We start from the raw sequence: 13,284 nt of genomic DNA on the forward strand, positions 1-13,284 counted from the left end.
ATTACAAAATCCAAAACTAATATGTCAACTTTAGGCCATATCAATGCTGTTTTAGCGGGTAAAGCACTTCCCTATGCCCATCAGTCACTCAGCGCAATCAATAAGAAAATACTCTCTGGCCGTCACTATGTTTCGACGCTTGGGTTACTGCAAGATGAACAAGGCGATCCTCGCTTTCATGGAGGCCTACAAAAAGCGCTTCATATCTATCCCAGTGAACACTATGCGTTTTGGCAACAAATACTTGGTCCGTTACCCGTCATTAAAACCGTGGGGGCATTTGGGGAGAATTTAAGTTCGTCAGGAGTCACTGAATCCACCATTTGCCTCAATGACAAAATTCGTATTGGTTCAACTTTACTGGAAGTCTCTCAAGGGCGCATGCCCTGCTGGAAACTGAATGTAAGATTTGACCAACATGATATGGCCAAAAAACTGCAAGATACCCTAAAAACAGGGTGGTACTTCAGGGTACTCGAAGAAGGTGAGATTGGTGTTGGTGATGAGATTATCTTGTGTGAGAGACTCTATCCTGAATGGTCAATTGCAACGATCATGCGTATCGTTTTTGAAGGCAGCCTTGACCGCCAGAAACTAGAGCAACTACTGAGCCTCCCACTGGTTGACTCTTGGCGTAAAGTTGTCGAGCAACGTTTGCACTCTGGCCAACTTGAAGATTGGAGCCCACGCCTAATCGGACCTACGGCATAAAACTCAATGTTCTTCAAAGTTGTAACAACCAGAGTGATTTGGCCATAAAGAGCGCAGTAAAATTTGTGTCATCACTCGCAAAATTAATCACTCATTAAAAATACTTCACGTAATAGTTTTACGTTTTTTTATATTTTATAAATAGCTTTTTCATAATCATAGAATAACAACACTATCATCAGCTGAATTTCTATGACATATCCCTTGATAAATAAGGTTGTTTGAAGGGCCAGATTCACATTAGTGCAATAAAAATAGAGCTAAAATTAGCTTATACCCAAGTAGCGTTAAGCTAATTAGTTACCTGTCCCCAAGTATTTTCAAGAAACTTGGAGATCAATAACGGTTTTTAGTCACTAAGTAGTAGGAGGTTGTTATGGAAAAGTATTGCCCAATATGTCAAACAGAAATGATTGATCGCAGTAATTACTTCATCTGCCCAAGAAACAATATTGGTGAATGTATTTATGATGGCTACGAAGATAAAAATATAGAATACCAATATAATGCCTACACAAATCAATATGAAATTGAAACGGTCACATTGGTTTAATACTGAAGTATGGGTTTAATACCGAAGTATATTGAGCTAAATAACCTTCTCACAGAGGTCATAAATCTCTATTGATGAATATACCCAAGTAACACAAGATGCTTGGGTATAGCCGTCTATCTTTATCACAGAATATCGCATTGTACTGTTATTTGAAGGTCATGCGAGGTAAAAACACCTCTGCCAACATACAACGAACAGAGCCACCACCGATGGATTCTATTGTCGATACATCAAAAGGTAACAGCTTTCCATATTGAGACAATTGTTCACGTTGGGCAGGTGTAAATGCACGATAAGCAGATTGGGACATGGCAATCACTTTATCATCTGTATTTGTCGTCAGTTGTAAGACATTGCCACAAAATTGGTTCATCTGTTCAATCGATATTGAGATAATGTCCCTGTCTTTTTTGATTGAGTCAATGATATAACCCCGTTCGTATTCAGGAATAACTTGATCACAAATGACGCAAAACCCCTCTCCCAATGCCATCATGACATTCGTGTGATACACAGGAGATCCAGAAGGTAAACAAGTTTGAAATGACAAGACGCTTTCATAGTTTATACGTCGAGCAAAGTCCACTAACACTCGACGATCACAACGCTGCGACAAGGCGGCATAAATGGTTTTATTGATATGATCACAAACCATCGCCCCCGTGCTCTCTAAGTAAGCATCATCTGATAGATATGAGAGCAAAGAGTCTTGCTGAGTTACCGCATAACCCGCGTTGCCAAAAGCGGTGATTAAAGCTTCTGGCCGAACTTCTTTGCGACGATTTTCGCAAGCCATCGGAAAAGTAAATAAAACGCCCTCAGGTGTGGTATTGAACCAATTATTGGGAAACACTGCATCCGGCGTAGGTAGCGTTGATAATGGATAATCGAATTCAATCACTTCTACTCCTGCTGAGCGAAGCTCTTCCACCATAATGGCAAACTCGTTCATCACTCGAAGCAAAATATCTTCCTTAGATAACCCTGTTGGATTTTGAAATTCATTATCTTGGGCAGTTTCAGGGTTAAAGCCAAATTCTTTGGGGGGCACCATTACCACACAGTTCGTCGTTTGAACCGATGATCGTTCAACATCTTTTGAATGACCAGGCTGTAGATTAAGAGCAGCTCCATGTTTCAGCATATTTTATTTCCCTTATTAAAGCAACGACCCAAATTGTAATGTTTTTGTTAATTTCTATTTTGCTTTTTTTTATATAAATTTAATCTTAATTCAGGAACATTTCGCGTAAAAGCCCTTATAAACGATAAATTTTTTCGAAGTTTAAATGATTTACATTATAGAAAAGCCCAAAACTCAATATGATAGTCCGCTTTAAACACACCAAGTGACAACAAAAAATAGATTACATCTTAATAACATTTAGTTAGACTATTTTGATATATACCCAAGTGACTTCAAGATGCTTGATTCAGAGCGAGGTCACTGAGTCGAATTCAAGGAAGACAACGAAGCGGAATAGCAGGCTCTTTCCAAGTTGTCTGATGCAAGAAGTCGGCTCAGTGACACGCTCCCAAAGGGCGAGCGACCTTAACTCTCAGACTTTGTTAACGATTCTCAATGTAGAACGACTATATCTTCGAATCGTTGCCGCGCCTGAGAGATAAGGTCATCTCGCTGAACACAGTATCTTGAGGTTACTTGGGTATATACCCAAGTAATCTCAATATGCTCCCGTTAAGCTCTACTTTTAGGATACGTTATGTTTAAGCGATTCGAAGGTTTTACCAAACCTTTCCCAGATCACGCGACCGAGCAGCCGCCATCGGGAATTTTTGCCTTTTTACGTCACTACACAAGAGGCTTCGAAAAACCATTGATTTTCATGTCAGTGATGTCAACCATTGTCGCCATTGTTGAAGTGTCTCTGTTCGGTGCTATGGGTCAACTTGTTGATTGGCTCTCGACCAGTAATCCCGAGACCTTTTTGCAAGAGAATAAATCCGAGCTGATTTTTTTTGCACTACTTTTACTGGTTGTGATGCCAATTCTGGTGGTGGTGTATTCCTTACTGATTCATCAAACATTACTGGGCAATTACCCGATGTCCGTTCGCTGGTTAGCACACCGCTATCTACTCAATCAAAGCCTGAATTTCTATCAAGATGATTTCGCAGGACGCGTAGCAACAAAGGTCATGCAAACTTCTCTCGCCGTCCGAGAAACCGTGATGAAAACCATGGATGTGTTTGTCTATGTTTCGGTTTATTTCACAAGCATCATTGTGATGCTCGCGGCTGCAGACTGGCGCTTAATGATCCCTATGCTGGTATGGCTGTTGGTTTACATTGCGATTCAAATCCATTTCGTACCAAAACTAAAAGATATCGCCTCAGAACAAGCCGATGCCCGCTCCACGATGACAGGTCGCCTGGTTGATAGCTACACCAATATTCAAACCGTTAAACTGTTTTCCCACAGTCAACGTGAAACCCGCTACGCCAAACAAGGAATGGAAGGGTTTTTAAATACGGTTTATCGACAAATGCGTTTAGTCACTGGCTTCGATGTTGCTGTGGAAATTTCTAATTATTTATTGGTATTTTCTGTTACCGCCCTATCCATTTATTTATGGTTAGATAGCGCCATTACCGTCGGGGCGATTGCGATTGCCGTTAGCTTGGCCTTGCGCATAAATGGTATGTCGATGTGGATCATGTGGGAAGTCGGTGCCTTGTTTGAAAACTTAGGTACGGTTGTAGATGGCATGAAAACGTTATCTAAGCCGATTGACATTCAAGATAAACCCGATGCCAAAGCACTTGAAGTCAAATCTGGTGGGATTGAGTTTGATAACGTCAGCTTTCACTACGGAGAAAAGAAAGGGGTGATTCATAATCTTAACCTCAATATCAAACCGGGTGAAAAAGTAGGGCTAGTTGGGCGTTCAGGTGCCGGTAAATCGACCTTGGTTAATTTGCTATTACGCTTCCACGATGTCGAACAAGGAAGGATTAAAATTGATGGACAAGACATCGCACAAGTCACGCAAGATTCACTTCGCGCCCAAATAGGCATGGTGACACAAGATACGTCGTTATTGCATCGCTCAATTCGCGACAACATCTTATATGGCAGACCTGATGCGACGGAATCCGAACTACGAAAAGCCACCAAACAGGCTCATGCCGATGAATTTATCGAAAGTTTGAGCGATCCTTTCGGTAACGTCGGTTATGATGCTCAGGTTGGCGAACGTGGCGTGAAGCTTTCAGGAGGACAGCGTCAGCGGATTGCAATTTCTAGAGTATTACTCAAGGACGCTCCATTACTTATTTTGGATGAAGCGACTTCGGCCCTTGATTCAGAAGTCGAGTCCGCCATCCAAGAAAGCTTAAATGAGCTAATGCAAGGTAAAACGGTGATTGCGATTGCTCACCGATTATCAACGATTGCACAAATGGATCGCCTCATTGTGCTCGATAAAGGCAACGTTGTCGAACAAGGCACTCATCAAGAGCTAGTGGCACAAAAAGGCATTTATGCACAGTTGTGGGCTCACCAGACAGGTGGCTTTATTGGTGAAGACGCGGATACTTAAGGTTTCACATCATCTCATGCATCAATGCTTCATCCTTGAACTAGGGGAAAGACACTTTCCCCTATCAAGTAAAAATGGTCAAACACAAGGATATAAACCGACTTGTTGCTTCAGACAACCGTTCCTCTCACACAAATAACAAAGAACCCACTATTCCGCTGCATTGTCTTCCTTGAATTCGACTCAGTGATATCGCTCTTAATCAGCAGCTTGAGGTCACTTGGTTATAGGTATAAAATTCTGTTTTCTGAATCACTCCTTTCAACTGTTATACAATCAAACATTATGAATAAAAGTTTGCTGACCAATCTCATTGCCTGCACATTAATGGGCATGGGGTATTATTTTCAAAATCACTCACTGTGGTATGCCGGACTATTCGCATTTTCAGGCGCAATCACCAACTGGCTAGCAATCCATATGCTGTTCGAAAAAGTGCCCGGATTGTATGGTTCTGGTGTGATCCCATCACGCTTTGAAGAATTTAAGCTAGCAATCAAGACGCTCATGATGGAACAGTTTTTTACTGAAGCAAATATTGATCGTTTCCTCAACCAAGAGATGTCTGGTAGCGTTAATATTAATCTCGCCCCTGTTATCGAGAAAGTGGATTTAAACCCGGCTTTTGATTCACTTGTCGAAGTCATTGAGGGCTCTCAGTTTGGCGGTATGCTCGCCATGCTAGGTGGTGCTGAAGCCCTACAGCCAATGCGCCAGCCTTTTATCGACAAAATGAAAGTTTCGATTGTCGAGTTAAGTAAAAGCGACAGCATCAAAGAAGCACTCAAAGAACAAATTGAATCACCAAGCATGATGAGTGAAATCAAGCAAAATGTTGAAAGTATTATCGATCAGCGCCTGAGCGACCTGACTCCTAGCCTCGTCAAAGAAATGGTACAAAAGATGATCAAAGAGCATTTAGGCTGGCTGGTTGTTTGGGGAGGTATCTTTGGTGGGGTGATTGGATTATTGACTACGTTTTTCAATATGTAATTATTGCTCAAACATTATCCTCAAACATCAGAAACAGCAATAGAGCGGCATCTTGTGTCGCTCTATTTTTATTGAATTTTTTCTCTATACCCAAGTGCCCCATCGTTAACCAGAGTATACGGCCTCTAAGGGACACGTAATAACTCTGGATTCACACCAAAGCCTGTTTTGTGCTCTTGAATCACAACTTCACTGCGTGTTTGAATCACGCCGGGTAGAGTCCCCAGCTTATTTGACATGAAATTCTGATACGCTTTTATGTTTGCCACACGCACTTTTATCATCGTGTCAAAATCTCCAGACAACGAGTAACATTCTTCAATTTCTGGCATTAACGCGACTGCTTTGGCGAACTTTTCAAAAATAGAAAAGCTGCTTTGATCAAGGCGAATATGGATGAAGACTTGCATATCTAGCCCAAGTTTTTCTCCATTCAGTTCGGCATGATAACCACTGATGTAGCCCTCTTTTTCGAGACGCTTTACTCGTTCAGAGCATGGCGATGTGGTGAGGTTTACCTGCTTCGCTAACTCCACAACAGGTATTCTGCCTTTATTGTATAAGACATCGAGTATCTGTAGGTCTATTCTGTCCAACTGATGACGCATTGGCCCTCCAAAATTAATAAAACCTTACAATAGCCAACCGCTAAATTGAGCACCTAAAATCACGCAAATGAGTGTTGACATAAAAAAACCCGCGACAGCCATTGCACATCGCGGGTTTTAGCTGATTGTCTAGCGGTTAGTCAAGCTCAACCAACTTTTGCTGGTACTGTTTGTGCTGCTCACTGACTGCACGAGAGGCACCGCCCGTTAGTTTGCTGACTGCGAAGATTGTCATTGCAGACAAGATGATTCCAGGGACGATTTCATAGACGTCAAACCAACCACCTGTTAGCTGTTTCCAGACCACAACGGTTACTCCACCCACCAAAATGCCGGCTAAAGCACCATTGCGGTTCATTCCACCCCAATATAGGCTCATTACCACAGCAGGACCAAATGCCGCTCCGAAACCAGCCCAAGCGTAGGAAACAAGATCTAATACTGAGCTGTCTGGTGTCATCGCAAGTGCCAGTGCAATCAAAGAAATCACAATCACCCCGATGCGTCCCACCATCACAACCTCTTCTGAGCTCGCGTTTGGTTTAAAGACTTGCTTATAAATATCTTCTGCCAGAGCCGAAGAAGAAACCAGTAACTGAGAATCAGCAGTACTCATGACAGCTGCAAGAATCGCAGCCAACAAGACACCGGCAATCACAGGGTGGAACACTGAGTTAACCAGCAACATGAAGATCTTTTCACCATCATCGATTTTCGGCCCATTGTGAGACGTCATCCATACTAGGCCAACAAGACCAACAAGCAATGCTCCAATCATCGAAATTGATGTCCATACAACGGCAATACGGCGCGCTGTCGTCAGATCTTTGTTTGAGCGAGAAGCTTTAAAACGCGCGAGAATATGCGGCTGGCCGAAATAACCAAGGCCCCAAGCAAGTAACGAAATAATCGCGACCGCAGATAAAGGCTCACCTTTAACATCATTCCATAAGGTCATGAGTTCTGGATTGATATTATGCAAGTCAGTCGTTAATTGACCGACACCACCTTCCATTACCGCAATTGGCACGATAAGGAGCGCTGCAGCCATCAACAACCCCTGAACCAAATCCGTCCAAGAAACAGCTAAGAAACCACCAAACAAAGTATAGGAAACGACACAAACAGTACCGATGATCACAGCAATTTTGTAATCTAGACCAAATACGGTTTCAAAAAGTTTTCCGCCTGCAACCAGACCTGAGCTGGTGTAAAAGAGGAAGAATAAGAGAATAAAGATCGCAGACAGCGCCTGAATGAGTTTGGATTTATCGTTAAAACGACGAGAAAGAAACTCAGGCAATGTTAAGGCATCGGTTTGAATACTGTAAGTACGCAAACGCTTAGCATTGATCAACCAGTTAGCCCATGTACCCAGTAACAAACCAGCCGCTAACCAGAATGCTTCAATACCGGCAGCATAAGCATAACCTGGCAGACCAAGTAATAACCAACCACTCATATCTGAGGCACCAGCAGAAAGAGCTGCAGGCCATGGACCAAGGCTACGACCACCCAAAAAGTAGTCCGATGAATTAACGGTTTTCTTATATGCGTAAATACCAATCCCTACCATAATCAGTAGGTAAGCCACAAAAGTGGATGTGATAGCAAAGCTGTTTTCTATCATTTGATAGTCCTCGTTATAATTATGTCCTTCCTTACCTGCTTTGATATTTTGCCCTCTCAGCAATACATCAAAGTAGCCATACCAACTTCGGCAGACTCTTCGGCCTGCTCTACGAAGTTGGTATAAAAGTTAGGGTTAGTGAGCGTCGCTCCCCATCTCAAGTAGGGTTGCATTACCACCCACTGCGGTAATATTAATCGTTCGCGTACGCTCAGTAATAAAGCGCAGCGATAGATGAGGATCATGAGCCAATGTTGATGACTCTAAATCCGTTTCAGACACTAAGCCAACGATCGCGCCGTTGCGCTTAGCTAATTGTAAATTCAGCGCATGCTCAATATTTGAGTGTCCAATATATCCGACACTGCGTACGTCACTGTCTAACAATGACGCTGACGCATCATAGGCGACAACTTGAACCAAGTTAGAAGGCAAATTCACAGAAGATAACGCCTGCTTAATCATTTTATTAAGTTCAGCGTTGTCACTACAAACAACCACACTATTTCCTGCAACAAGGGCACAGGTAATCATGGCAAAGGCACTGGATAACGTATTCGCTTGATTAACAAGGTTGCTTTCACAAATAATCAGTGCAACCCCACGTCCTGCCGCGTATAACTCGTTTGTTTCGCCTGTAGGACCAATCAGTTGATGTGTTTCTGCCAGCAATGAAGAAGCATGTTGTAAGTGATAAGAAACCACTTTTGCAACGCTATCATTTTGCGCTTCCAAAGCTGCTCTTAATGCTTTTAAATGGTCGTATTTATAATCAAAGCTGGTTAAATTCCACTGTTCCCAAGCAGAAAGTGCGTCTTTAAAATAAGCGATCTGATGAACCATATTACGACTCCTTATGCGTTGTCTGCTTGAGTAAGTGAATGCTGAGTAAATCGGTATAGATAATGCGGACCACCCGCCTTTGGTCCAGTACCGGATAAGCCTTGCCCACCAAACGGCTGAACACCAACAACGGCACCAACTTGATCTCGGTTAATGTAGCAGTTACCCACACGCACATGCTTCTCAATCCAGCGGTAAGTGGTTTCATTACGGCTATGGATCCCCATTGTCAGGCCAAAGCCAGTAGTATTGATCTGCTCGACTACGTTCGGTAACTCGTTCGCTTTAAAACGAACAATATGCAGAATCGGACCGAATTGCTCTTCTTTCAAGACATCAATGCTTGAGATCTCAAACGCACTCGGCGCCACAAAATCACCGTGCTCACATTCTGGCGCTAGAGATAATTGAGCCACTTTTGTTTGGGTTTTGCTCATCTGTTCAATGTGGGCCAATAATTTATTTTTAGCATTCGCATCAATAACAGGGCCCACATCGGTTTTATGTAGGTAAGGGATACCGACTTGCAGCTCACTCATCGCACCTTTGATGAGATGGATAATGCGATCCGCCACATCTTCTTGCACAAACAACACTCGAAGTGCAGAACAACGTTGCCCAGCAGATGCAAAAGCAGAGCGAATGACATCACGCACAACTTGCTCTGGCAGAGCGGTACTGTCGACGATCATGGCATTCTGACCACCGGTCTCTGCGATGAATGGCACAGGTTTGGCGTCACGCTCCGCTAACGTCACATTGATCCGCTGCGCAGTTGCGGTTGAACCTGTAAAAGCAACGCCCGCGATGGCATCATGCGATGTTAATGCATGACCAATTTCACCACCTCGTCCAGGCAAGAGTTGAATCACACCTGTAGGGAAGCCTGCGGCAAACATCAATTCAATCGCACGAGCCGCAATCAAACTGGTTTGTTCTGCTGGTTTGGCGACCACCGTATTCCCCGCAATAAGTGCCGCGGAAATTTGACCAAGGAAGATTGCCAAAGGGAAGTTCCATGGACTAATACAAACGAAAACGCCCAACCCCTCTCGGCTTGACAGACGTTTAACACCATCAAAACCTTCAAGTTCAACAGATTGTAGATTGCTAGCCTGCTTTGCATAGTAACGACAAAAATCCACCGCTTCGCGCACTTCATCGATACTGTCATGGATAGTCTTACCTGCTTCTTGATGACAAATAGCAACCAGTTCAACAAGGTTATCTTCCATAAGATCGGCAAGTTTTTCTAAACAAGCCGCTTTGTTCTCAATCGGTGCCTCTTTCCAAGCAGGGAAAGCGACATGAGCAACGTCAATGGCTTCGGAAACATGATCAAGAGTCGCGAAAGCAACTTGTCCCACTTCGATTCGGCGATCATAAGGCGCAGTGATTGTTTCTACGTTTCCTTCCTTGATCATGCTTTCAGCTTTATTGACACCATTGATGATTGGACCAGCTATCCACTTGTTATTTAAAAAGTGTTCAACTTGAGCTTCAAACGGCTTAGCCTCACTGTGAATATCAATATTGACCCCATAGGAGTTTTTACGCTCTGGGAAAATCCCCGTCGGCATAGGGATTTTTGCATTGTTCAACGTTTCAAAGCTAGTCAGTACGTCCACAGGATGCTGCGTCAATTCTGAGACAGGACAGCGAGCATCAACCAAGCGGTGCACAAATGAGCTATTTGCGCCATTCTCTAATAAGCGACGAACTAGATAAGGGAGTAGATCGGCATGGCTGCCCACTGGAGCGTAAATACGCACGGGTTGACCATAGGTCTTCATTACATGGTTATATAACGAATCACCCATGCCATGTAGACGTTGAAACTCATAATCTTTGTGCTGTGCCATAACTGCAATGGCAGTCACTGTGTGCGCATTGTGGCTCGCAAACTGAGGGAAAATATTGCCACGAACACCTTCACTCAATAGGAAACGGGCACACGCCAAATAAGCCACATCGGTCGCTTCTTTACGGGTATAAACCGGGTAGTTGTCATAACCCGCTTGCTGAGACCACTTGATTTCGCTGTCCCAATAAGCGCCTTTTACTAAGCGCAGCGGGATAAGATCCCCTTGCTCTTTCGCCAAGCCATTTAACCAGACCAAAACTGGTAATGCTCGTTTTGAATAAGCTTGAACAACAAGGCCGAATTTACCCCAACCTTTCACTTGTTCACTGCGATAAAGTTTTTCAAACAATTTCAATGACAGTTCAAGTCGATCGGCTTCTTCTGCATCAATCGTGATCGCAACATCCACTTCAATGGCACGCTGTAATAGCTGTGTCAATGTGTCACAAAGCTCTGTTAGCACTCGTTCTTCATTGGCAACTTCATAACGTGGATGAAGAGCAGAAAGTTTGATCGATACCGATGGTGCAGGGCTGTTATCACGTCGAGTCGCATTTTCTCGACCGACCGCTTCAATCGCCATTAAGTAGTCTTTAAAGTACTTCTGAGCATCAGCAGAGGTCAATGCTGCTTCTCCGAGCATATCAAAGGAATAAGTAAACCCTTTGTCGCGCATCGATTGGCCATTTTTTTGTGCCTCTTCGATGGTACGGCCACGAACAAATTGGTGTCCCATGATTTTCATTGCTTGATACATCGCCTTACGAATCACAGGCTCGGAGAATTTATTCACTAGGCGATTCACGGCCTGTGACGGGCTATTTGACTCTTGTTCACCCAGACCAATCACTTTTCCAGTTAACATCAGCCCCCAAGTGGACGCATTAACAAATACAGAATCTGAACTCTTTAAGTGCGACTTCCAATCCGCCACACTGAGTTTATCTTTAATCAAAGCGTCTGCTGTTGCAGAGTCAGGAATACGCATTAGTGCTTCTGCAAGACACATAAGTAAAATACCTTCTTGGGTATCTAAACTATATTCAAGTAGAAGCGCATCAATCATCTGAATTGATTTTTTGTCGGCTCGAATGGCTTCAATAAGTTGGGTTGTCTGAATCGTGACGGCCGTTTTTTCTTCTTCTGTTGGCATCGCTAATGGCAATAATTGTTCTAACCATTCCGACTCGTCCACCATATATAATGGCGAGATCAGTGACCACAACTTATCAAGCGGTTGCCCGATAAATTCCGGTGTCAACACGTTCTTTGCTGCAAACATGCGCTTTCCTCAATCTCTTCTTCGAAACCACTTCGAAGATTATCAATAGCAGGCAGTGTATTTTGAGGGCAATAAGAATACTTGTCAAAAACTCCGAGCTTTTTGCTTAAAACTCGCTTTTATAACAAAACACCTACATAGTCACACGCAAATTAGCAATATATTGTATTGCAAACTGTAAAATTTAACTTTAAATTACAACATTAATAATCAATACCTTACCACTTTGATTAAAATAGATACAAATTGATAAGCACTTCAATGAATATTAACGATCTTCACGTATTTTAAGAAATGGGAGTTAAGAGAAAAATAGACGAAAAAAGGTGAACAAATTGAAGAAAATTTATAGCTTAGACAAATTGTTTTTTGTACTGCGAGGGAGAAAGACCTTGAAGACGGCTAAATGTGTGGGTGAAAGTACTCTGACTTGAAAAGCCAGTGAATTCTGCAATTTGTCCTAAGGTTAACTGGCCGCGCTCTATCAAGTTACGCGCCATATCAATCCGTCGACCCAGCACATATTGATGAGGTGTGATGCCAATTTGTGCTTTAAATAGGCTGTGGAACTGACTTTCACCTAAGAAAACACTGCCCGCTAGCTGAGCCACGGTAATTTTATGGCTCAGGTGAAGATCAATGTAGCGATCGATTGCATCTAGGTCAAAACGAGATTCTTTACGTGAGGCCTCGAACGAGGAAATATGGCGCTGCATCAGTGCGATCACTGTATCATGGCATGCTCGACTCAATAAATGATCATCAGGGGAACAGCGCATCTCTTGTACCAACATTTGGATCAACTTTTGAATTTGACCATCCAATTGAAAGTATAAGTGTTTCTTCTCTAAATCATTAATATGGTTAAGAAATACGGGAGAGTCACCGACAGGTTTAGGCATATTTAAAACTAAAATATCAGACTGATTCAGAGTCCCACCGAAAGCATGATCAGAGTGTGCCGTTACTACGCAACCTTGGCCAGGACCGACAATATTACCCTGACCTCTCACTTCAAATTCCACTTGTCCTTTAAGACCAATCACAATCTGAGTGTAAGCATGCTCGTGACAATCCATATACGATGGTAACGTAATTAATTCTGCAGGTTTAGGCAGTTCATTAGTTACTTCAAGGAAGGAAGTTATTGAATTATCGAAGTTACTCATTCTGGACATTAGTTTTTGTTCACGATACTCGCCAGCATCATATACTTTATCGACAGGGTTGCAAA

Annotated in this window: 10 protein-coding genes; 4 read left to right on the forward strand and 6 right to left on the reverse strand. The window is 42.9% G+C overall.

The window, feature by feature from the left end; genetic code table 11:
- Positions 1 to 21: 21 nt before the first annotated feature.
- Both BS333_RS13980 and BS333_RS22185 read left to right on the forward strand, forming a co-directional pair.
- Positions 22 to 711 (forward strand): MOSC domain-containing protein, encoded by a 690-nt coding sequence (locus tag BS333_RS13980; protein WP_021710995.1) that lies wholly within the window; start codon positions 22 to 24, stop codon positions 709 to 711.
- A gap of 376 nt (positions 712 to 1,087) precedes the next feature.
- Positions 1,088 to 1,264 (forward strand): hypothetical protein, encoded by a 177-nt coding sequence (locus BS333_RS22185; RefSeq protein WP_021710994.1) that lies wholly within the window; start codon positions 1,088 to 1,090, stop codon positions 1,262 to 1,264.
- Between the two features lie 148 nt (positions 1,265 to 1,412).
- Here the strand turns inward: BS333_RS22185 and BS333_RS13985 are convergent, their stop codons facing one another.
- Positions 1,413 to 2,411: an arginine deiminase-related protein gene (locus tag BS333_RS13985; protein WP_021710993.1), complete on the reverse strand. Its 999-nt coding sequence runs from the start codon at positions 2,409 to 2,411 to the stop codon at positions 1,413 to 1,415.
- A gap of 580 nt (positions 2,412 to 2,991) precedes the next feature.
- On the opposite strand from BS333_RS13985, the gene BS333_RS13995 reads away from it, so the two are divergent.
- Complete coding sequence (locus BS333_RS13995; RefSeq protein ID WP_021708253.1) at positions 2,992 to 4,830, forward strand: ABC transporter ATP-binding protein; 1,839 nt, start codon at positions 2,992 to 2,994, stop codon at positions 4,828 to 4,830.
- Positions 4,831 to 5,115: 285 nt separating this feature from the next.
- Entirely contained in the window at positions 5,116 to 5,823 is a 708-nt protein-coding gene (locus BS333_RS14000) for a DUF445 domain-containing protein (RefSeq protein WP_033003221.1), read from the forward strand.
- 125 nt (positions 5,824 to 5,948) lie between these two features.
- Here the strand turns inward: BS333_RS14000 and BS333_RS14005 are convergent, their stop codons facing one another.
- The 5 genes from BS333_RS14005 to BS333_RS14025 all read right to left on the reverse strand — a co-directional run bounded on the left by BS333_RS14005 (position 5,949) and on the right by BS333_RS14025 (position 13,219).
- Positions 5,949 to 6,431: an Lrp/AsnC family transcriptional regulator gene (locus BS333_RS14005; protein WP_021708255.1), complete on the reverse strand. Its 483-nt coding sequence runs from the start codon at positions 6,429 to 6,431 to the stop codon at positions 5,949 to 5,951.
- A gap of 136 nt (positions 6,432 to 6,567) precedes the next feature.
- Positions 6,568 to 8,061 (reverse strand): sodium/proline symporter PutP, encoded by a 1,494-nt coding sequence (gene putP, locus BS333_RS14010; protein ID WP_021708256.1) that lies wholly within the window; start codon positions 8,059 to 8,061, stop codon positions 6,568 to 6,570.
- Positions 8,062 to 8,196: 135 nt separating this feature from the next.
- Entirely contained in the window at positions 8,197 to 8,904 is a 708-nt protein-coding gene (locus BS333_RS14015) for a hypothetical protein (protein WP_021708257.1), read from the reverse strand.
- 11 nt (positions 8,905 to 8,915) lie between these two features.
- The gene (gene putA / locus BS333_RS14020) at positions 8,916 to 12,050 is read right to left on the reverse strand and encodes a bifunctional proline dehydrogenase/L-glutamate gamma-semialdehyde dehydrogenase PutA (protein ID WP_021708258.1); all 3,135 of its coding nucleotides are present in this window, start codon (positions 12,048 to 12,050) and stop codon (positions 8,916 to 8,918) included.
- A 353-nt stretch (positions 12,051 to 12,403) separates the two neighbouring features.
- Complete coding sequence (locus BS333_RS14025; protein WP_021708259.1) at positions 12,404 to 13,219, reverse strand: AraC family transcriptional regulator; 816 nt, start codon at positions 13,217 to 13,219, stop codon at positions 12,404 to 12,406.
- Between the last annotated feature and the right edge of the window lie 65 nt (positions 13,220 to 13,284).

Origin of the sequence: Vibrio azureus, from assembly GCF_002849855.1 — a bacterium.
GTDB classification, from domain to species: Bacteria; Pseudomonadota; Gammaproteobacteria; order Enterobacterales; family Vibrionaceae; genus Vibrio; species Vibrio azureus.

Coding starts and splice junctions, on each gene's coding strand:
- BS333_RS13980 (WP_021710995.1), top strand. CDS start 22: ATGTCAACTTTAGGCCATATCAATGCTGTTTTAGCGGGTAAAGCACTT.
- BS333_RS22185 (WP_021710994.1), top strand. CDS start 1,088: ATGGAAAAGTATTGCCCAATATGTCAAACAGAAATGATTGATCGCAGT.
- BS333_RS13985 (WP_021710993.1), bottom strand. CDS start 2,411: ATGCTGAAACATGGAGCTGCTCTTAATCTACAGCCTGGTCATTCAAAA.
- BS333_RS13995 (WP_021708253.1), top strand. CDS start 2,992: ATGTTTAAGCGATTCGAAGGTTTTACCAAACCTTTCCCAGATCACGCG.
- BS333_RS14000 (WP_033003221.1), top strand. CDS start 5,116: ATGAATAAAAGTTTGCTGACCAATCTCATTGCCTGCACATTAATGGGC.
- BS333_RS14005 (WP_021708255.1), bottom strand. CDS start 6,431: ATGCGTCATCAGTTGGACAGAATAGACCTACAGATACTCGATGTCTTA.
- putP (WP_021708256.1), bottom strand. CDS start 8,061: ATGATAGAAAACAGCTTTGCTATCACATCCACTTTTGTGGCTTACCTA.
- BS333_RS14015 (WP_021708257.1), bottom strand. CDS start 8,904: ATGGTTCATCAGATCGCTTATTTTAAAGACGCACTTTCTGCTTGGGAA.
- putA (WP_021708258.1), bottom strand. CDS start 12,050: ATGTTTGCAGCAAAGAACGTGTTGACACCGGAATTTATCGGGCAACCG.
- BS333_RS14025 (WP_021708259.1), bottom strand. CDS start 13,219: ATGAGTAACTTCGATAATTCAATAACTTCCTTCCTTGAAGTAACTAAT.